Below are 20414 nucleotides of genomic sequence, written 5' to 3'. Positions count from 1 at the left end.
GCGGGCGTCCCGGTACCGCTCCTCGTACTTCCGCGTCACCACATGCCGGTGCCACACGCACTCCGTCTCCGACAACGGCGACCGCAGCACCCGCTCTCCGGCTCCACCGCACGCCCCACCACCTCGCAGCCGTACCGGAACACCCCCGGACCCGCCGCCTCGGCCGCCGCCTGCTGCAAGGACCGCAACTCCGCCACCGAGACCGTCTCCGTGCCCGCCAGCCGCCGCATCCGCAACTGCGCCATCCGCGCCCGGAACCCCAGCACGCCCGCCGCCACCAGCAGCACGCACCCCAACAAGACCGCCATGACCACCCCCGAGAAGTCCTCCACCGACCCGGAAACCCTATCCACCGCCCCCGCCACCCCCCGGGACTACCGTCTCCCCGGACGGCAACCGCCCCACCCCCGGGAGACGACGATGACCGACACCGCCCCGCAAGCTCCGCCCCACGGCACCCCCGACGCCCCCCACCTCACCGTCCGCGGCCACGCCCGCATCGAGGCGGACCCCGACACCGCATGCATCCGGATCACCGTCACCGCCCGCAACGCCGACCGGACCGCCGCCCTCGCCGACCTCACCCGGCGCAACGACCGGGTCCGCGCACTCGTCACCTCCCACGGCACCGCCGTGACCGCCCTGGAGACCGGCGCCCTCGCCCTCACCCCCGAACTCTCCGAACGCTCCCGCGGCGAACGCGTCCGCGCCCACCACGGCCGCGTCCACCTCACCGCCCAGCTCACCGACTTCACCGCCCTCGCCGAACTGGCCGCCCGCCTCGGCGACGAGGACCTCACCGAGGTCGCAGGCCCGTGGTGGACCCTGCGGCCCGACAACCCCGCCCACCGCGCCGCACGTGAGCAGGCCGTACACGACGCCCTGACCCGCGCCCGCGAGTACGCCCACGCCCTCGGCGGCGACCTCGCGGCACTTCTCGAACTCACCGACACCGAGGGTGGCATCCACGCCTACGGCACCCCGCCCCCCGGCGGGCTCACCCGCAGCGCCGCCCCCGCCCCGCTCGTACTCGAACCGGAACGCCAGGAGGTCCACGCCACCGTCACCGCCCGCTTCACCATGACCCGCCCCCGCCTGTGAGGTGCCGCCGCTCCGCAGGCCGACCCCACCCGCATGCTCATCAGAGCGGTGTACCGCGCATTCACACGTTGTCAAAACCCCTTCACTCAAAGGCCGTTGGGCAGTAACCGGCACACAGTTCCCTACTCGACAGTAGGTCTTAGGCTCGGTACATGCGCCGAGCAAAGATCGTCTGCACACTGGGCCCCGCCACCGACTCGTACGAGCAGATCAAGGGGCTCGTCGAGGCCGGTATGGACGTGGCCCGCCTCAACCTCAGCCACGGCACCTACGCCGAGCACGAGGCACGTTACGAACGGGTCCGCCAGGCCGCCGAGGACACCGGCCGCAGCGTCGGCGTCCTCGCCGACCTTCAAGGTCCGAAGATCCGCCTCGGTCGTTTCCGTGAAGGGCCCGTACTCCTCGAACGCGGCGACGAGTTCACCATCACCGTCGAAGACGGCGTCGAAGGCGACCGCAAGGTCTGCGGCACCACCTACTCCGGCCTCGCCTCCGACGTCACCACCGGTGAACGCATCCTGGTGGACGACGGCAAGGTCACCCTCCAGGTCACCCAGGTCGACGGACCGCAGGTCCGCACCCTCGTCGTCGAGGGCGGCATGGTCTCCGACCACAAGGGCCTCAACCTCCCCGGTGTCGCCGTCTCCGTCCCCGCCCTCTCCGAGAAGGACCGCGAGGACCTGCGCTGGGCGCTGCGCACCGGCGCCGACGTCATCGCCCTCTCCTTCGTCCGCAGCGGCCGCGACATCGAGGACGTCCACCGCATCATGCGGGAGGAGGGCCGCTTCCTCCCGGTGATCGCCAAGGTCGAGAAGCCGCAGGCCGTCGAGAACATCGACGACATCGTCGCGGCCTTCGACGGCATCATGGTCGCCCGCGGTGACCTCGGCGTCGAGATGCCGCTGGAGAGCGTCCCGATGGTGCAGAAGCGGGCCATCAAGCTCGCCCGCCGCAACGCCAAGCCGGTCATCGTCGCCACGCAGATGCTGGACTCGATGATCGACAACAGCCGCCCCACCCGCGCCGAGGCGTCCGACGTCGCCAACGCCGTCATCGACGGCACCGACGCGGTGATGCTCTCCGGCGAGACCAGTGTCGGCAAGTACGCCGTCGAGACGGTGAAGACGATGAGCCGTATCGTCACCGCGGCCGAGGAGGACCTCCTGGCCCGGGGGCTGCCGGTCCTCACCGAGAGCGGCAAGCCCCGCACCCAGGGCGGGGCGGTGGCCCGCGCGGCGGCCGAGATCGGCGACTTCCTCGGTGCGAAGTTCCTCGTCGCCTTCACCCAGTCCGGCGACACCGTCCGCCGCCTCTCCCGCTACCGCTCGCCCATCCCGCTCCTGGCCTTCACCCCGGACCCGGCCACCCGCTCGCAGCTCGAGGTGAGTTGGGGAGTGGAGACCTTCCTCGGCCCGATGGTGGACTCCACGGACGAGATGGTCGCCCAGGTCGACGAGCAGCTCCTCAAGCTTGGCCGCTGCCAGAAGGGCGACATGGTCGTCATCACCGCCGGCTCCCCGCCCGGCGTCTCCGGCTCCACCAACCTCGTCCGCGTCCACCGCATCGGCGAGAACGACGGCGGCAACGCCTGAGGCTGCTTCCGTACGGGCCCGGGTCCCGGCCCGGGCCCCGCCACGGAACGGGCGTCCTCAGTACTTGGGGCCGATGTGGGCGTCCATGAGCGCTACGGAGGCACGGCGGGCCACGGAGACGACGGAGGGGCGCCCCTGTCTGCGGTGCGACAGGCGCCATTCGACCCCCACCGCGTCGAGCGTGCCCGTGCACAGTGCGTTGATGTCCGCCGACTTGTTGGTGAAGAAATACCGCGGATACTCGTACCGTTTGGGCTCCCCGCCGATGAGCCGGGTGGTCCAGTTCGTGATGCGACACCCGTCGGAATGGAACAGGCCGCGCAGGAACGACCAGGGATGTTCCGCCACGATCTCCTGCTGCCAGTCGGCCAGGACGATAGGCCGGCTGTGCTTCTTGCCGGGCCCGTGCTGTGGGAAAAGGCACGGCAGGTGTTTCGAGGTCACGTACAGGTAGCTGCATCCCGTTCCGCGGACTCGGCCGACGCGATTGGCCGGGAACACCGCGGCCAGTGCGTTCGCCGCCAGTTCGACGAGTCCGGGCCAGGCGTCGCCGCAGGCCACCGAGAGCTTGGGAACCCTGTGGGCGCGATGGTGGACGATGTAGCCGTCCCCCAGATACAGGCCCAGCAGATAGCTGTAGTCCCCGGTGACCTGTCGCAGATGGCCGTCGACGGGATGACGGGGACAGGTGGCACGAGGGTTTCGCCGGATGCCCGGATCGGATGCGACCAGCCAGGAGCGGAGGGTGGAACGAGAAATTCCGGTTTCTTTGCTGGCGGAATTCAGACTGTGTCCGTCACGGACGAGACGAAGAGCGTTCCTGCGGGCTGCTGTGTCGTACACGCTGCATATCGTCGCCTGCGGCGTCGAGCTGGCGGAGCGCGAACTCCGGGTAATCACCGAGAAGAGTGGAATGGCTCGACATGTCAGCGAGCGAGTGCCCCGGGTCGGACTCGAACCGACACTGTATGGGTTTTGAATCCATTGCCTGCTGCCAATTGGGCTACCGGGGCGAGCCGGTGTTCAGGGAGATCCCCCACCTGCTGTGGGAACACCATACAGGAGGTAGGTAGGCTCTAGGGGCACCACCTGCCACAGCCCGGAACGAGGAGTCCCGTGAGCGCCGCCGAGCCCGAGCAGCCCACCGCCCCCACCGGCGAAGACGATCAGTCGCACGTCCCGCCGCACACCACCCGCGTCGTCATCGCCGAGGACGAGGCGCTCATCCGCCTCGACCTCAAGGAGATGCTGGAGGAGGAGGGCTACACCGTCGTGGGCGAGGCGGGCGACGGTGAACGGGCCGTCGAGCTGGCCCGCGAGCACCGCCCGGACCTCGTCATCCTCGATGTGAAGATGCCGGTCCTGGACGGCATCTCCGCCGCCGAGAAGATCGCCGAGGAGAGCATCGCGCCGGTACTGATGCTCACCGCCTTCTCCCAGCGGGAGCTGGTGGAGCGGGCGCGCGACGCCGGGGCGATGGCCTACCTCGTCAAGCCGTTCTCCAAGAGCGACGTCGTGCCGGCCATCGAGATGGCCGTCAGCCGCTTCACCGAGCTGCGGACGCTGGAGCAGGAGGTCGCCGACCTCACGCAGCGGCTGGAGACCCGCAAGCTGGTCGACCGGGCCAAGAGCATCCTGCAGACCCAGTACGGCCTGACCGAGCCGGCGGCCTTCCGCTGGATCCAGAAGACCTCGATGGACCGCCGCCTGTCCATGCAGCAGGTCGCGGAGGCCGTCATCGAGGACGCCGAGGAGAAGAAGCAGCAGCGGGAGCGGAAGCAGGAGGGCTGAGCCCCCACTCTCCCGAGGGCCCGCCTCCGCTTCTCGCGGGGGCGGGCCCCGTGCGTCCGGTCGCCGGTCTCAGTCGGTCTTCGGGGCGTCCCGCAGCAGGCAGGTCAGGCGGGCCGTGCACACCCGGGCGCCGCTCTCGTCGGTGATCACGACCTCGTAGGTGGCGGTGGAGCGCCCCCGGTGCACGGGGGTGGCGACCCCGGTGACCAGCCCGGACCGCACGCCGCGGTGGTGTGTGCAGTTGAGGTCCACGCCGACGGCGATCCGCCCCGCCCCGCCGTGCAGCATCGAGCCGACCGAGCCCAGGGTCTCGGCCAGGACCGCCGAGGCCCCGCCGTGCAGCAGACCGTAGGGCTGGGTGTTGCCCTCCACCGGCATCCGGCCGACCACGCGCTCGGCGGCGGCCTCGACGATCTCGATGCCCATCCGGGTGCCGAGGTGCCCCGCCGAGAACAGCGCGGGGAGGTCGACCCCGAGCGCCGCGTACTCGTCGACGACCTCCTGCGGGAAGGTGGGGGACTGCTGCTCGCCCATGACTGGCCACTCCGTTCGTCTCTTCGCGGTGCGGTGGTGTGCGGCTCTCGGCGGACGAGGGCCCAACGGTCAGGGAGCGTCCCACCACCCCGCACTCAACCGTGGCTGAGCAAACGCTCAGCCGCGCGGGGATTGTTCCAGCCGCACCACCACGGACTTGCTGGCGGGGGTGTTGCTGACGTCCGCGGTGGCCTCCAGCGGCACCAGCACGTTGGTCTCCGGGTAGTAGGCGGCCGCGCAGCCCCGGGCGGTGGGGTAGTGGACGAGCCGGAAGCCGGCGGCGCGGCGCTCCACCCCGTCGTGCCACTCGCCGACCAGGTCGACGTAGTCGCCGTCGGCGAGGCCGAGGGCGGTGGCGTCCTCGGGGTGGACGAGCACCACCCGGCGGCCGCCCCGCACGCCGCGGTAGCGGTCGTCCAGGCCGTAGACGGTGGTGTTGTACTGGTCGTGGGAGCGCAGGGTCTGGAGCAGTAGCCGGCCCTGCGGCACGCGGGGCCACTCCAGTGCGGCGGCGGTGAAGTTGGCCTTGCCGGTGGCGGTGGGGAAGGTGCGCGAGTCGCGGGGGGCGTGGGGGAGGGCGAACCCCTCGGGGCGGGCCACGCGGGCGTTGAAGTCCTCGAAGCCGGGGACGACGCGGGCGATGCGGTCGCGGATGGTGCCGTAGTCCTTCTCGAACTGTTCCCATGGGGTGGTGCTCGCGGAGCCGAGGGCGCGGCGGGCCAGGCGGCAGACGATGGCCGGTTCGGAGAGGAGCTCGGGGCTCGCGGGGCGGAGTTTGCCGCGGGAGGCGTGGACCATGCCCATGGAGTCCTCGACGGTGACGAACTGGTCGCCGGCGGCCTGGGTGTCGCGTTCGGTGCGGCCGAGGGTGGGGAGGATGAGGGCGCGTGCGCCGGTGACGACGTGGGAGCGGTTGAGCTTGGTGGAGACGTGCACGGTCAGGCGGGCCCGGCGCATGGCCGCCTCGGTGACGTCGGTGTCGGGGGAGGCGGCGACGAAGTTGCCGCCCATGGCGAAGAAGACCTTGGCCTCGCCGTCGCGCAGTGCCCGGATGGCGCGGACGACGTCGAAGCCGTGTGCGCGGGGCGGTGTGAAGCCGAACTCGCGTTGGAGGGCGTCGAGGAAGGCGGGGGCGGGGCGTTCGAAGACGCCCATGGTGCGGTCGCCCTGGACGTTGCTGTGGCCGCGTACCGGGCAGACGCCGGCGCCGGGGCGGCCGACGTTGCCGCGCAGCAGCAGGAAGTTGACGACCTCGCGGATGGTGGGGACGGAGTGCTTGTGCTGGGTGAGGCCCATGGCCCAGCAGACGATGGTGCGCTCGGAGGCCAGGGTCATCTCCAGCGCGCGGTCGATCTCCTCGCGGGTGAGGCCGGTGGCGGTGAGCACCTCGTCCCAGTCGAGGTCGGCGGCGGCTGCGGCGAACTCCTCGTAGCCGTGGGTGTGTGCGTCGACGAACTGGCGGTCGACGGCGCCCTCGGTGGCGAGGATGAGGTGGTTCAGGGCGCGGAAGAGGGCCTGGTCACCGCCGATGCGGACCTGGAGGAAGAGGTCGGTGAGGGCGGTGCCGCCGCCGGCCAGGCCCTTGGGGGTCTGGGGGTTGCGGAAGCGTTCCAGGCCGGCTTCGGGGAGGGGGTTGACGGAGATGATCTTCGCGCCGCCGGCCTTCGCCTTCTCCAGGGCGCTGAGCATCCGGGGGTGGTTGGTGCCGGGGTTCTGGCCGGCGACGATGATCAGGTCGGCGCGGTGGAGGTCTTCGAGCAGGACGCTGCCCTTGCCGACGCCGAGGGTCTCGGTCAGTGCGGAGCCGGAGGACTCGTGGCACATGTTGGAGCAGTCGGGGAGGTTGTTGGTGCCGAACTCGCGGGCGAAGAGCTGGTAGAGGAAGGCGGCCTCGTTGCTGGTGCGGCCGGAGGTGTAGAAGACGGCCTGGTCGGGGTGGTCCAGGGCGGTGAGTTCCCCGGCGACGATGTCGAAGGCGCGCTCCCAGCTGACCGGTGTGTAGTGGTCGGCGCCTTCGTCGAGGTACACGGGGTGGGTGAGGCGGCCCTGCTGGCCGAGCCAGTAGCCGCTGCGGTCGGCCAGTTCGGAGACGGGGTGGGTGGCGAAGAACTCCGGGGTGACGCGCCGCAGGGTCGCCTCCTCGGCGACGGCCTTGGCGCCGTTCTCGCAGAACTCGGCGGTGTGGCGGTGGTCGGGGTCGGGCCAGGCGCAGCCGGGGCAGTCGAAGCCGTTCTTCTGGTTGACGTTGAGGAGGGTGAGGGCGGTGCGGCGGGTGCCCATCTGCGCGTGGGACATGCGCAGGGCGTGGGTGATGGCCGGCAGGCCGACGGCGGAGTGCTGGGGGGAGGTGACCTCCGGGGCGTCCTGGACGGGGTCGGACGCGGGGGGCTTCGCTGCCATGGGGGCTCTCCTCGGGTGCGTGCGGTCGCTGCCGGCGGGCGGCGGGGCTCCTGGGGCGGGCGGCCGGGTGACCGGTCGGGTGCGGTGCGTGGCGGGTCGGTCGCGGCGGGGCGGGGTGTGGGATCAGGTGCTGGGTGAATCCTGTCACGGACCACTGACGGTGCGTACGTCTGTGCGTGCTGCCCGTGCGGTGGGGGTGGTGGAGCGGGGAGGCGCGGTGGGTGGGCGGGCGGCGCCGTGGCGGGATTGTCGGTGGGGCGTGGCAGGATCGGGGACGTGGCAGCAAAGGCAGCGAAGAAGACGGAAGCGACCGGCACCGACACCGCGGGGGGTGAGCGTCCGCGGCTGTTGTTGATGGACGGGCACTCCATGGCCTACCGGGCGTTCTTCGCCCTGCCGGTGGAGAACTTCTCCACCGCGACGGGCCAGCCCACCAACGCCGTCTACGGGTTCGCGTCGATGCTGGCCAATACCCTGCGTGACGAGGCGCCCACGCACTTCGCGGTGGCCTTCGACGTCTCCCGCAAGACCTGGCGGTCGCAGGAGTACCCGGAGTACAAGGCGAACCGCTCCAAGACGCCGGACGAGTTCCGCAGCCAGGTGGGGCTCATCGGGGAGCTGCTGGACGCGATGGGGGTGCGCCGGTTCGCGATCGAGGGGTTCGAGGCGGACGACGTCATCGCCACGTTGACCACCCGCGCCACCGAGCTGGGCTTCAAGGTGTCCATCGTCACCGGTGACCGGGACTGCTTCCAGCTCGTCAGCGACGACGTCACGGTGCTGTATCCCACCAAGGGCGTCTCGGAGCTGACGCGCTTCACGCCGGAGAAGGTCGCGGAGAAGTACGGCCTGACCCCGGCGCAGTACCCGGACTTCGCGGCGTTGCGCGGCGACCCGTCGGACAACCTGCCGGGCATCCCCGGGGTGGGGGAGAAGACGGCCACGAAGTGGATCACTCAGTTCGGGTCGTTCGCCGAGCTGGTGGAGCGGGTCGACGAGGTGAAGGGCAAGGCGGGCCAGAACCTGCGGGACCATCTGGAGTCCGTGCAGCGCAACCGCCGGCTGACCGAGATGGTCCGGGACGTCGAGTTGGAGTGCGGCCCGGCCGACCTGGTGCGCGGTGCCTACGACCGGCACGCGCTCACGACGTTCCTGGAGGGCGTCGAGATCCGTAACCAGAGTCTGCGGGAGCGGCTGCTGGCGGCGGACCCTGGGGCTGCCGAGGCGGCGGCCGAGCCGGTCGCGGAGCCGGGTGTCGCCGTGGACGGCACGATCCTGTCCCCGGGTGGGCTGGCCCCGTGGCTGGCCGAGCACAGTGACGCCCTGATCGGCGTCTCCACCGTGGACACCTGGTCGGTGGGTTCGGGGAGTGTTGCGGAGGTGGCGCTGGCGACGGCCGACGGTCCGGCGGTGTGGTTCGACCCGGCGCAGCTTGACGAGACGGACGAGAAGGCGTTCGCCGCGTGGAGCGCCGATCCGGAGCGGCCCAAGGTGATGCACAACGCCAAGGGTCTGATGCGGGTCTTCGCCGAGCACGGCTGGCGCATCGAGGGTGTCGGCATGGACACCGCGCTGGCGGCCTACCTGGTCAAGCCCGGGCGGCGGTCCTTCGCGCTGGACTCGCTGTCGGTGGAGTACCTGGGGCGGGAGCTGGCGCCGGCTGCGGACGAGGGCGGCCAGCTCGCCTTCGGTACCGAGGAGGGCGACGAGCACGCCGAGGCGCAGGCGCTGATGGTCAAGGCCCGTACGGTCGTGGACCTGGGGGAGGCGTTCGCCGCGCGGCTGGCCGAGGTGGGTGCGGCCGACCTGCTGCGGGAGGTGGAGCTGCCGACCAGTGCGCTGCTGGCCCGTATGGAGCGGGACGGTATCGCGGCGGACCGCGGGTGGCTGGAGCGTCTGGAGCAGCAGTTCGCGGGTGCGGTGCAGCAGGCGGTCCGTGAGGCGCACGAGGCGGCGGGGCACGAGTTCAACCTGGGCTCGCCCAAGCAGTTGCAGGAGGTGCTCTTCGGCGAGTTGGGGCTGCCGAAGACGAAGCGGACGAAGACGGGCTACACCACGGACGCCGACGCCCTGGCGTGGTTGGCCACGCAGACGGACAACGAGCTTCCGGTGATCATGCTGCGGCACCGTGAGCAGTCCAAGATGCGGGCCACGGTCGAGGGGCTGATCAAGACGATCGCGGCCGACGGCCGCATCCACACCACGTTCAACCAGACGGTGGCGGCAACGGGGCGGCTGTCCTCCACCGATCCCAACCTGCAGAACATTCCGGTCCGTACCGACGAGGGGCGGGCGATCCGGCGCGGCTTCGTCGTCGGTGAGGGGTACCAGACGCTGCTGACGGCCGACTACAGCCAGATCGAGCTGCGGGTGATGGCGCACCTCTCGGAGGACGAGGGGCTGATCGAGGCGTTCACCTCGGGGGAGGACCTGCACACCACGGTCGCCTCGCAGGTGTTCGGCGTCGCCAAGTCCGAGGTGGACCCGGAGATGCGGCGGAAGATCAAGGCGATGAGCTACGGCCTGGCGTACGGGCTGTCCGCGTTCGGCCTCTCCCAGCAGCTCGGCATCGGCCCGGAGGAGGCCCGCCGGCTGATGGACAACTTCTTCGAGCGGTTCGGCGGTGTGCGCGACTACCTGCGCACCGCGGTGGACGAGGCGCGGGCCACGGGGTACACCGAGACGATGCTGGGCCGTCGCCGGTACCTGCCCGACCTGAGCAGCGACAACCGCCAGCGTCGTGAGGCGGCGGAGCGCATGGCGCTCAACGCCCCGATCCAGGGGTCGGCGGCCGACATCGTGAAGATCGCGATGCTGCGGGTCGACGCGGCGCTGCGTGCGGCGGAGCTGACTTCGCGCATGTTGCTGCAGGTCCACGACGAGATCGTGGTGGAGATCGCGCCCGGTGAGCGGGGGCGCGTCGAGGAGCTGGTGCGGCGCGAGATGGCCGGTGCCGTCGAACTGCGGGCTCCGCTGGATGTGTCGGTGGGCTACGGCGATGACTGGGAGTCCGCGGCGCACTGACGAGGTGGTGTGGCCGGTGGCGTCCCCGGGTGCGGGGCGCGCCGCCGGCCTTTCCTCGGTCCCGGTCTCCTCAGCCGGTGGAGGTGCGGTCCCGGGGTGGTGCCGGCGTGGCTTCCCGGTGGCCCGGGCGGCGGCCCCGTCCGGCGGTGCGGGCGGTGACCGCGGCGTGTGCGAGTGCGGCGGCGGTGAGTCCGGCTCCGGCGCCGAAGCAGACGGCGGGCAGGTACTCCTCCGGGCGGGCAGTTCCCGCCGAGGCCGCGTACAGGCCGGCGCAGCGGTGGGCCGCGCCGAGCCCGATGCCGGCGGCGAGCAGGAGGACGCCGGTGCGCCGGGCCCGGGGCGTGAGGGCGGCAAGGCTCGGGGGAGTGGGGCGTGTGCCGACGCGCCGGAGGACGTGGGTGCCGTAGCGGGCGAGGACGAGCAGGGCCAGCGCCGAGGTGCCGTACTGCAGTGCCGAGTACCACGGCATGCCGGCCACGGGGGTGTTCAGTGCGGGGAAGGCGCGTACCCCTGCGCGCCCCTGGTGGGTGAAGGCGTCCCACAGGAGGTGGGTGCCGGCGCCCACGGCGGCGGAGACCGCGAAGCGCACGGCACGCCCCGGTGCCCCCGGTCGTCGGATGCGGCGGTGCTCGGTGGCTCCTGTGCGTGGCGGGCGGGGTGGAGCGGCCGTCGCCGAGTCGGCCGGGCGGCCGGTGAGTGTGCGGAGGGCGGCGGGCTGTGCGGCCGGGGCGCCGCGGCCGGTCAGCGCTGCGTGGACGCGGCCCTGTGCGGTGGCGGGCAGCAGGGCGACGAGGGGGTCGCGGACCAGGAGCCAGCAGCCGACGAGCGCTGCGGCGACGGCGACGTCCACGGTGGCCGCGGCGGCCGGGGAGTGGGTGATCCGGCCGAGGGCCATGGCGTGTGCGTCGAGGGAGGCGGCGAAGTAGGGCACGTCGGGGGCGAAGGAGCCAGCGACGAGGGCCGAGGCGCACAGGCCGCTCCGTGCTGTGCCGTCGGCGCGGAGGGCGGGCAGGACTGCGGCAGCATGGCTGAGAGTGAACGGCATGCACGTCTCCTGATCGATTGCGATCAGTATGTCGCCAATCTGAACTGTGGAGGCTCATAGGAAGTTGTCGTAGTGTCACCTCCTGTCCAGGGCGTCGGTGTTCACCCGACGGGCACGAGCGAGTTCGGCATCGGCACTTTTCCCTCCTCGCCCGGGGCGGGGGGAAGCGGAGGAGATCGGCGTATGGCACCCAGGATTCGGCGACGTCACTACCGGGGCGCGGCGACCGCAGCCGTCACGGCCCTCGCCCTGGCGGCACTCACCGCCTCGCAGGCACCGGGGGAGGCCCGGCCCACCGCCGACCGGGCGGCGAGCAGCGAGGAGAGCACCCCCATAGACGGTGGTGGTTCGCAGTACCACGGTGAACTGCCGCCCCCCAGGGGGACCGCGGGACCGGCGACACCGGACCCGGCCGTCACCACCGCGCCCGCGACGCCCGGCAGCGACGGCATCCCGGCCACCGTGCTCGCCGCCTACAGACGGGCGCAGACCCGCCTCGCCGCGTCCCAGCCGGGCTGCCACCTGCCCTGGCAACTCCTCGCCGCCATCGGGAAGGTGGAGTCGGGGCACGCCTCGGGCGGCCGGGTCGACTCCGCGGGGACCACGCTCAGTCCGATCCTCGGGCCGGTGCTCGACGGCGACGGCTTCGCCCGTATCACCGACACCGACGGCGGCCGGCTCGACGGCGACACCGTCCACGACCGGGCGGTGGGGCCCATGCAGTTCATCCCCTCCACCTGGGCCCGCTGGGGCGCCGACGGCAACGGCGACGGCCGCAGGGACCCGAGCAACGTCTACGACGCGTCGCTGGCGGCCGGTTCCTACCTGTGCGCGAACGACCGCGACCTCGCCGTCGCCGCCGACCGCGACGCCGCCGTTCTCGGCTACAACCACTCCGACGCGTACCTGCGTACGGTCCTGGCCTGGTACGGGTACTACCGCAACGGCAGCCGTGAGGTGCCCGACGCCGGCGGTTCCCCGTCCGGGGCCGGCTCGTCGCACGGCAGCCCCACGCCCTCCGCCCCGGCTTCGCCTTCGCCGAGCGGCTCCGCCCCCTCCGAGCCCGGGCCCGCGAAGCCGCACGACCCGGGCAAGCCCGACCCCGGAAAGCCCGACCCGTCCGACCCGTCCGATCCTTCCGGGCCGGCCGCCCTGGAGCGGCTCGGCGACGCCCGCGGCGAGGCGGTCGCCGGCACCCGGTTCGCGCAGAGCGCGCGGGTCCGCGTGACGGACAGCGCCGGGAAGGCGGTGGCCGGCGTCACCGTCCGGTTCACGATCAGCGGCGCCACCGGCAGCACCTTCCCGGGCGGGGCCGACCACGCCGCGGTCGCCACCGGCGCCGACGGCACCGCGACCGCGCCCGCCCTCACCGCGGGGAAGAAGCCCGGCACCTTCACCGTCCGCGCGGAGCTGAGCGGTGACGCCGCCGGGAGCGTCGAGGCCGTCACCTTCACCCGCACCGTCACCGCCGTGCCCGCACCGAAGGCCGACGCCCTCGCCCGCACCACGGACGACGAACTGACCGCCACCACCGACTCCACCTTCGCGGACGACGTGCAGGTGCGCGCCACCTACCAGGGCAAGGCCGTCGCGGACCTGCCGGTGACGGCGACCATGATCGACCCCGACTCCACGGCGGACGGCAAGGAACCGGAGGAGAACGACGAGGGCCCCTTCTTCCTGCCCGAGGACGGCGACGGCAAGCCGGTGCGCACCCTGGCCGGCCTGAAGACCGGCGAGGACGGCACTCTCACCCTCCCGGCCATCCACACCGACGGGAAGACCGGCACCTTCAAGCTCCGCCTCACCACGGCCGACGGCGTCGCCCTCGTCATCGACCTGAAGGTGACCGCCGCCGACCCCGACGGCACGGCGACGGCCCCCGCCTCACCGTCCCCGAGCGGCTCCGCGTCCCCCGCCGCGACGGCAACCGGAGCCCGCAAGGAGTGAGACCGGGGCGGGGCGTGCGCGGCACGCCCCGCCCGGGCCGCACCACAGTGCCGGGCAGACCCCGGCCCCCGACGCAACCGCGGTGCCGACGCACCGCTCAGCGGCGGCGACGGGCCGTGGTGTGCCGGGTCGGTTCCGCCGAGACCGGGTCCTCCGGCCAGGGGTGACGCGGGTAGCGACCCCGCATCTCGGCGCGCACCGAGCGGTAGCCGTCCCGCCAGAACGAGGCGAGGTCGGCGGTGACGGCCAGCGGCCGGCCGGCGGGCGAGAGCAGGTGGACCACCACGGGGACCCGGCCGCCGGCGACCACCGGCGAACTCCGGCAGCCGAACATCTCCTGCAACTTCACTGCCAGGACCGGCTGTTGCCCTGAGTAGTCCACCCGCACCCGGGAACCGCTGGGCACCTCCAGCCGCTCCGGGGCCAGTTCGTCGAAGCGGGCGGCACTGCCGTCCGCCCACGGCAGCAGGGTCTCCAGCGCCCGCCCGGCGTCGAGGGCGGCCAGGTCCGCGCGGCGCCGGGCGGCCGACCACCGCGGCTCCAGCCACGAGGAAGGGTCCGACAGCAGCGCGGCGTCCGAGACGTCGGGCCAGGGGGCGCCCAGCACCTGGTGCAGGAAGGCCAGGCGTTCCCGCAGGCGCACCGCGTGCTCCGGCCACCGCAGCAGCCCCAGGCCCTCGCGGCGGAGCCCCTCGTGCAGCGCCGCGGTCACCAGCCGGGGCTCGGGGCTGCGCAACGGGCGCGAGACCAGTTCGAGGGCGCCCAGCCGCTCCACCTCCCGGGCCACCACGTCGCCGCCCTGCCAGTGCACCTCCCGCTCCCGCGCGTGCAGGGCCGAGGCTGCGGCGCGGGCCGTCTCCTCGTCGACGACGGCGGCCAGCCGCACCCGGGCGGAGGCGGCGGCCACCGGCCGGTCCGCCACGGCCACCGCCAGCCACTCGGCGGCGGCCAGCGCCGAGCCGGCCGGGAGCTGCGCGCCGGTGCCCGAGGCCATCAGGTAGGAGCCGCCGCCCCTGGTACGCGCCACCCGCTCCGGGTACGCCAGGGCCGCGACCAGCCCGGCCACGGCGTCGTCCCCGCGCCCGCCGGCCTCCGGCGACCCGCCGTGCCCCGCGTCCGCCCCGCGCGGCGGACGCCCCTCGCGTGGTCCGTCCGCTCCGGCCAGCGCCGAGCGCAGCCGCCGGGACTCCTGCCGCCAGCGCGCCGCATACCCGTCCCCGCCGCGGCCTGCCGCACGCCAGGCCGCCGCGAGGTCGTCGCCGTACTCCCGCGGCGGCTCCTCGCTCAGCAGCGCCACCACCTCCGCCGCGCGCCGCGCACCGACCTCCGGTGCGGCGTCCAGCAGCGCCCGCGCCAGCCGGGGCGGCAGTCCGGTGCGGGCCATGCGCTCCCCGCGGGGCGTCGCCCGTCCCGCGGCGTCGACGGCGCCGACGGAGACCAGCACCTCCTGGGCGGCGGCCAGCGCGCCGGGCGGCGGCGGGTCGAGCAGCGCCAGCCCCCGCGCCCCGGGGTCGCCCCAGCAGGCCGCCCGCAGCGCGAAGGAGCCGAGGTCGGCCACGGCGATCTCCGGCGAGGGGAAGCGGGGCAGCCGCTCGTGCTCCGCCTCGCTCCAGCAGCGGTAGACGGTGCCGGGCGCCTCACGGCCGGCGCGTCCCGCCCGCTGCCGGGCGGCGGCCCGGGAGGCGCGTACGGTCGTCAGCGCGCTGAGCCCCCGCGCGTGGTCCACCCGGGGTTCCCTGGCGAGGCCGCAGTCCACCACCACGCGCACCCCGGGGACCGTCACGCTCGACTCGGCCACCGACGTCGCAAGCACCACCCGCCGCTGCCCCCCGCCGCCGGCCAGGACCCGGTCCTGCACCGCCGCGGGGGCACCGCCGTGCACCTGGAGGACCTCCGCGTCCAGCCCGCCGAGCAGGCCCGCGAGCCGGGCGATCTCGCCGACGCCGGGCAGGAAGCAGAGCACGTCCCCGGTCTGCTCCCGCAGGGCCCTGCGGACCACCGAGGCCAGGTGCGTCAGCAGCGCCGGGTCGACGCGGGTGCCGTGGGCGGGGCGCACCGGCCGTGGCGGCGGCGCCCACACGGTGGTCACCGGGTAGGCGGTACCGGCCGCCGTGACCACGGGCGCAGGGCCGGCCTCGCCGCCCAGCAGGGCCGCCCATCCTTCGGCGTCCGTGGTCGCCGACGCGGCCACCAGACCCAGGTCGGGGCGGAGCGTGGACCGTACGTCCAGCAGGAACGCGGCCGCGGTGTCGGCGTCCAGGTGGCGTTCGTGGCACTCGTCGAGCACCACCACGTCGACCCCGGGGAGCTCCGGGTCGCGCTGGACGCGTTGCAGGAGCACGCCGGTGGTGACGACCTCGACGACGGTGCGCGGTCCGGCCCGCCGCTCCCCGCGCACCGAGAAGCCGACGCGTTCGCCGACCTCCTCGCCCAGCAGCCACGCCATGCGCCGGGCCGCGGCCCGCGCCGCCATCCGCCGCGGCTCCGCCACCACCACGCGGCGCGTGCGGCCCGGGCCGTCCGCGGTCCCCGTCAGGCCGGCGAGCGCGGGCGGCACCAGTGTCGTCTTGCCGGTGCCCGGCGGCGCGCACAGCACGGCGGCGCCGGGTCCGGCCAGCGCCGCCTCCAACTCGGGCAGCGCGGCGCGCACCGGAAGGTCCTCGACGGCGTCCAGACGGCTCATCCCGCCATTGTCCTGCGGCGCCGCGCGGCGTTCGGCCTCAGGTCGCGCCCCCGGGCCCGGGGGTCAGGCTGCGGGCTCGGCGATGCACACGAAGACCGCGGTGCCCGGCAGCAGGTTCCCGCGCAGCGGCGACCAGCCGCCCCACTCCTGGGTGTTCCAGGCCGGCCACTCCGGTTCGACGAGGTCGACGAGGCGGAAACCCGCGGTGACCACGTCCCGCACCCGGTCGCCCAGGGTGCGGTGGTGCTCGACGTAGACGGCGCGGCCCTCCTCGTCCTGCTCGACGTAGGGCGTGCGGTCGAAGTAGGAGCCGGAGACGCTCAGCCCCTCGGGCCCGGGCTCGTCGGGGAAGGCCCACCGCACGGGGTGGGTCACGCTGAACACCCAGCGTCCGCCGGGCCGCAGCACCCGGCGGACCTCGCGCAGCACACCGGCCGGGTCGGCGACGAACGGCAGCGCGCCGTAGGCCGAGCAGGCCAGGTCGAAGGAGGCGTCGGCGAAGGGCAGCGCCCCGGCGTCGGCCTCCACCAGCGCCACCCCGGGCCCCTGCCCGGCCGGGCCTGCGGCGTCGGCGAGGCGCAGCGCGTGCTGGAGCTGGCGGTGGGACAGGTCCAGCGCCACCGCGCGGGCGCCCTGGGCGGCGAGCCAGCGCGAGCACTGGGCGGCGCCGGCCCCGATCTCCAGGACCCGCGCGCCGCGCAGCGAGCCGGCGGGGCCGAGGAGGCGGGCGTCCGCCTCGTCGAGGCCCTCGGGACCCCACACGAAGCGGTCGTCGCCGAGGAAGGCGCCGTGCTCGCTCTGGTAGTCGTCCGCGTTCCGGTCCCACCAGCCGCGGCTGGCGCGGCTGGACTCCGCGGCGCCGACCGTGCGGCGCACGGCCTCCGCCTCGTCGGGGTCCGCCTCCGGGGCGCTGGGGTGGTCCGGCTGCTGCATCGCGTTCCTCGCCTGCGTTCGGTGACCGACCGGGCGTATCCTCGCCTTCCGGTCCTCGGATCGACGGCCCTTCGCCGGGCCGCGGGGGGCGACGCTACCCGCTGTCGCGGCCCGCTCCGGTGCGTGCCCGGGTCCTGTGGCCTCGCGAAACCGCGTTGCTGCCGGTAATGGGGGGTTTCCTGCCCTTCGGCCCCGGTTGCAACCTTCGCGCATTGACCCCGTCCGGCTGCGCCCGTATGCTACAAGTTGCGCTGCGGGCCTGCGCGCCTCAGACGGAGCAGGTCGCGCTCGCATCTGTTGACTGTCCCCTCGGTTGTCGGGGCGCCAGTCGGGTCCCGATCGGTCAGAGACCGGTTCGGCGCCCGGGTCGCGCGCCTCCAAGGCTGTCCGGCTTCTGCAGAGGCGATACGGGCCTTCGGCGTAGCAGTACCTACGACTTCAATGTCCGTACCGGAGCCCTTTCCCACATGACGAGCAGCACCGAGACCACCGCCACCACCCCGCAGGTTGCGGTCAACGACATCGGTAGCGAGGAAGAATTCCTCGCAGCGATCGACGAGACGATCAAGTACTTCAACGACGGCGACATCGTCGACGGCGTCATCGTGAAGGTCGACCGGGACGAGGTCCTGCTCGACATCGGTTACAAGACCGAAGGTGTCATCCCGAGCCGCGAGCTCTCGATCAAGCACGACGTCGACCCGAACGAGGTCGTCGCCGTCGGCGACGAGATCGAGGCCCTCGTCCTCCAGAAGGAGGACAAAGAAGGCCGCCTGATCCTCTCGAAGAAGCGCGCCCAGTACGAGCGTGCCTGGGGCACCATCGAGAAGATCAAGGAAGAGGACGGCATCGTCACCGGTACCGTCATCGAGGTCGTCAAGGGTGGTCTCATCCTCGACATCGGCCTCCGTGGCTTCCTGCCGGCCTCCCTGGTCGAGATGCGTCGCGTCCGCGACCTCCAGCCCTACGTGGGCAAGGAGCTCGAGGCCAAGATCATCGAGCTGGACAAGAACCGCAACAACGTGGTCCTGTCCCGCCGCGCCTGGCTGGAGCAGACCCAGAGCGAGGTCCGCCAGACCTTCCTCACCACCCTCCAGAAGGGCCAGGTGCGCTCCGGCGTCGTCTCCTCCATCGTCAACTTCGGTGCCTTCGTGGACCTGGGTGGCGTGGACGGCCTGGTGCACGTCTCCGAGCTGTCCTGGAAGCACATCGACCACCCCTCCGAGGTCGTCGAGGTCGGCCAGGAGGTCACGGTCGAGGTCCTGGACGTCGACATGGACCGCGAGCGCGTCTCCCTGTCGCTCAAGGCGACCCAGGAAGACCCGTGGCAGCAGTTCGCCCGCACCCACCAGATCGGCCAGGTCGTCCCCGGCAAGGTCACCAAGCTGGTGCCGTTCGGTGCGTTCGTCCGCGTCGACGAGGGCATCGAGGGCCTGGTCCACATCTCCGAGCTGGCCGAGCGCCACGTGGAGATCCCGGAGCAGGTCGTCCAGGTCAACGACGAGATCTTCGTCAAGGTCATCGACATCGACCTCGAGCGCCGTCGCATCAGCCTCTCGCTGAAGCAGGCCAACGAGTCCTTCGGTGCCGACCCGTCGGCGGTCGAGTTCGACCCGACCCTGTACGGCATGGCCGCGTCCTACGACGACCAGGGCAACTACATCTACCCCGAGGGCTTCGACCCGGAGGCCAACGACTGGCTGCCCGGTTACGAGAAGCAGCGCGAGGAGTGGGAGCGCCAGTACGCCGAGGCGCAGACGCGCTTCGAGCAGCACCAGGCGCAGGTCATCAAGTCCCGCGAGGCCGACGAGCAGGCGGCGGCCGAGGGCGCTGCGGCTCCGACGCCGAGCGGCAACGGCGGCGGCAACGCCGGCGGCGGCGGTGGCTCCTACAGCTCCGAGTCGCAGGACACCTCCGGCGCCCTGGCCTCCGACGAGGCCCTGGCCGCCCTCCGCGAGAAGCTGGCCGGCGGCCAGAGCTGACCTCCTGACGGCCCCGGCCGTACGGAGATCCGCACCGCGGTAGACGGATAGACACTGTGGCCCCACCCGTGACGGGTGGGGCCACAGTGCTGTCCGCAGCCGGGCTGCGCGGGCGGTGAGCGGTGGCCGTCCGGGGCGGGAAGCGCATGCCGCGCCCAGCGCGGACGCGGCGGGCGCATGCAGGCCCGGGCGGCCGTGACAGCCCGCTGAGCGGACTCCGCCGGCCGGCCGCGCACGGAAAGCCGCACGAGTGGGAAAGCCGCACGAGCGGGGGACGTGGCGTGGGGCGCGACGTGGGGCCGGCGGGGAATGCGTGCGTCGCCTCGCATGTTGTTCCCTGACGAACACGAGGAGGAGCGGTCACAGTGCACGATCCGCAGGACTTGTACGCATGGGACCCCAAGGGCCTGTCCGTCGTGGACACGGCGCTCGCCCAGGAGTCGTCGGGGCTGGTCATGCTGTACCACTTCGACGGCTACATCGACGCGGGGGAGACCGGCGACCAGATCGTCGAGGCACTCCTCGACACCCAGCCGCACCAGGTGGTGGCGCGCTTCGACCACGACCGGCTGGTGGACTACCGGGCACGCCGTCCGCTGCTGACCTTCCGGCGCGACCGCTGGGCCGGCTACGAGGTGCCCGCCCTGGAGGTCCACCTGGTGCAGGACGCCACCGGGGCGCCGTTCCTGGTCCTCGCGGGGCCCGAACCGGACGTGGAGTGGGAGCGCTTCGCGGCGGCCGTCGGCCAGATCGTCAAGCGCCTGGGCGTGCGGCTCGCCGTCAACTTCCACGGCATCCCGATGGGCGTTCCGCACACCCGTCCCGTCGGCATCACCCCCCACGGCAACCGCACCGACCTGGTGCCCGGCCACCGCAGCCCGTTCGACGAGGCACAAGTGCCCGGCAGCGCCGAGGCGCTGGTGGAGTACCGGCTGGCCGAGGCCGGCCACGACGTCCTCGGCGTCGCCGCGCACGTCCCCCACTACCTGGCGCGGTCCGGCTACCCCGACGCGGCGCTCACCGCCCTGGAGGCGATCACCGCTGCCACCGGCCTGGTGCTGCCGACCATCGCCCACAACCTGCGGACCGAGGCGCTGCGGGTCCAGGAGGAGATCGAGCGGCAGATCACCGAGGGGGACGAGGAACTCGTCGGCATGGTCAGCGGCCTTGAGCACCAGTACGACGCCGTCGCCGGCGCCCTGACGCGTCCCAGCCTGGTGGCGGAGCCCTCCGAACTGCCCTCGGCGGACGAGATCGGCCGCGAGCTGGAGCGGTTCCTGGCCGAACGGGAGAACGGCGAACAGGGCGGATGAGGTCCGCGTCCGCGCGCCCCGCCGGGACCGGGCGGCCCGCCGCAGGGCCGCGCCGGGCCCCCGCTA

Annotated in this window: 13 protein-coding genes and 1 tRNA gene; 7 read left to right on the top strand and 7 right to left on the bottom strand. The window is 73.1% G+C overall.

Annotated features, from left to right (window positions below; genetic code table 11):
- Positions 1-48: 48 nt before the first annotated feature.
- A complete protein-coding gene (locus ACFV3R_RS14010; RefSeq protein WP_385580826.1) occupies positions 49-1101 on the top strand; it encodes an SIMPL domain-containing protein in 1053 nt (350 codons plus the stop codon).
- Between the two features lie 152 nt (positions 1102-1253).
- The gene (pyk, locus tag ACFV3R_RS14005) at positions 1254-2693 is read left to right on the top strand and encodes a pyruvate kinase (protein ID WP_385580823.1); all 1440 of its coding nucleotides are present in this window, start codon (positions 1254-1256) and stop codon (positions 2691-2693) included.
- Between the two features lie 57 nt (positions 2694-2750).
- On the opposite strand, the gene ACFV3R_RS14000 is transcribed toward pyk, so the two are convergent.
- Positions 2751-3536 carry a transcriptional regulator gene (locus ACFV3R_RS14000; protein WP_385580820.1) on the bottom strand — a complete coding sequence of 262 codons (786 nt, stop codon included), beginning with the start codon at positions 3534-3536 and terminating at the stop codon, positions 2751-2753.
- Positions 3537-3631: 95 nt separating this feature from the next.
- A tRNA-Leu gene (locus tag ACFV3R_RS13995) sits at positions 3632-3706 on the bottom strand.
- A gap of 103 nt (positions 3707-3809) precedes the next feature.
- On the opposite strand from ACFV3R_RS13995, the gene ACFV3R_RS13990 reads away from it, so the two are divergent.
- On the top strand, positions 3810-4484 hold the full coding sequence (locus tag ACFV3R_RS13990; RefSeq protein WP_385580817.1) for an ANTAR domain-containing response regulator: 675 nt from the start codon (positions 3810-3812) through the stop codon (positions 4482-4484).
- Positions 4485-4553: 69 nt separating this feature from the next.
- Here the strand turns inward: ACFV3R_RS13990 and ACFV3R_RS13985 are convergent, their stop codons facing one another.
- Positions 4554-5018, bottom strand: a complete 465-nt coding sequence (locus ACFV3R_RS13985) for a PaaI family thioesterase (protein WP_385580814.1) — start codon at positions 5016-5018, stop codon at positions 4554-4556.
- A 117-nt stretch (positions 5019-5135) separates the two neighbouring features.
- On the bottom strand, positions 5136-7418 hold the full coding sequence (locus ACFV3R_RS13980; protein ID WP_385580812.1) for an FdhF/YdeP family oxidoreductase: 2283 nt from the start codon (positions 7416-7418) through the stop codon (positions 5136-5138).
- Positions 7419-7694: 276 nt separating this feature from the next.
- Here ACFV3R_RS13980 and polA point away from each other — a divergent pair, with 276 nt between their 5' ends.
- On the top strand, positions 7695-10442 hold the full coding sequence (gene polA, locus ACFV3R_RS13975; protein ID WP_385580809.1) for a DNA polymerase I: 2748 nt from the start codon (positions 7695-7697) through the stop codon (positions 10440-10442).
- A gap of 70 nt (positions 10443-10512) precedes the next feature.
- Here the strand turns inward: polA and ACFV3R_RS13970 are convergent, their stop codons facing one another.
- On the bottom strand, positions 10513-11487 hold the full coding sequence (locus tag ACFV3R_RS13970) for a DUF4184 family protein (RefSeq protein WP_385580806.1): 975 nt from the start codon (positions 11485-11487) through the stop codon (positions 10513-10515).
- Between the two features lie 183 nt (positions 11488-11670).
- On the opposite strand from ACFV3R_RS13970, the gene ACFV3R_RS13965 reads away from it, so the two are divergent.
- Positions 11671-13437: a lytic murein transglycosylase gene (locus tag ACFV3R_RS13965; protein ID WP_385580804.1), complete on the top strand. Its 1767-nt coding sequence runs from the start codon at positions 11671-11673 to the stop codon at positions 13435-13437.
- Between the two features lie 97 nt (positions 13438-13534).
- Here ACFV3R_RS13965 and hrpB read toward each other — a convergent pair whose 3' ends face one another.
- Entirely contained in the window at positions 13535-16120 is a 2586-nt protein-coding gene (hrpB, locus tag ACFV3R_RS13960; RefSeq protein ID WP_385580801.1) for an ATP-dependent helicase HrpB, read from the bottom strand.
- A gap of 63 nt (positions 16121-16183) precedes the next feature.
- Positions 16184-17053: a class I SAM-dependent methyltransferase gene (locus tag ACFV3R_RS13955; RefSeq protein ID WP_385580798.1), complete on the bottom strand. Its 870-nt coding sequence runs from the start codon at positions 17051-17053 to the stop codon at positions 16184-16186.
- 467 nt (positions 17054-17520) lie between these two features.
- Here ACFV3R_RS13955 and rpsA point away from each other — a divergent pair, with 467 nt between their 5' ends.
- Positions 17521-19035, top strand: a complete 1515-nt coding sequence (gene rpsA, locus ACFV3R_RS13950; RefSeq protein ID WP_385580795.1) for a 30S ribosomal protein S1 — start codon at positions 17521-17523, stop codon at positions 19033-19035.
- Positions 19036-19400: 365 nt separating this feature from the next.
- Positions 19401-20348 carry a PAC2 family protein gene (locus ACFV3R_RS13945; RefSeq protein ID WP_385580792.1) on the top strand — a complete coding sequence of 316 codons (948 nt, stop codon included), beginning with the start codon at positions 19401-19403 and terminating at the stop codon, positions 20346-20348.
- Positions 20349-20414 lie beyond the last annotated feature (66 nt).

This window comes from Streptomyces sp. NPDC059740 (genome assembly GCF_042733155.1).
GTDB lineage: Bacteria > Actinomycetota > Actinomycetes > Streptomycetales > Streptomycetaceae > Streptomyces.
The sequence above is the reverse complement of the archived record's forward strand: the minus strand, read 5'-3'. Positions and strand labels throughout refer to the sequence as shown.

What these genes read in the sequence shown, in the direction of transcription:
- pyk (WP_385580823.1), top strand. Translation starts at nt 1,254, where the DNA reads ATGCGCCGAGCAAAGATCGTCTGCACACTGGGCCCCGCCACCGACTCG.
- ACFV3R_RS13985 (WP_385580814.1), bottom strand. Translation starts at nt 5,018, where the DNA reads ATGGGCGAGCAGCAGTCCCCCACCTTCCCGCAGGAGGTCGTCGACGAG.
- ACFV3R_RS13980 (WP_385580812.1), bottom strand. Translation starts at nt 7,418, where the DNA reads ATGGCAGCGAAGCCCCCCGCGTCCGACCCCGTCCAGGACGCCCCGGAG.
- ACFV3R_RS13970 (WP_385580806.1), bottom strand. Translation starts at nt 11,487, where the DNA reads ATGCCGTTCACTCTCAGCCATGCTGCCGCAGTCCTGCCCGCCCTCCGC.
- ACFV3R_RS13965 (WP_385580804.1), top strand. Translation starts at nt 11,671, where the DNA reads ATGGCACCCAGGATTCGGCGACGTCACTACCGGGGCGCGGCGACCGCA.
- hrpB (WP_385580801.1), bottom strand. Translation starts at nt 16,120, where the DNA reads ATGAGCCGTCTGGACGCCGTCGAGGACCTTCCGGTGCGCGCCGCGCTG.
- ACFV3R_RS13955 (WP_385580798.1), bottom strand. Translation starts at nt 17,053, where the DNA reads ATGCAGCAGCCGGACCACCCCAGCGCCCCGGAGGCGGACCCCGACGAG.
- rpsA (WP_385580795.1), top strand. Translation starts at nt 17,521, where the DNA reads ATGACGAGCAGCACCGAGACCACCGCCACCACCCCGCAGGTTGCGGTC.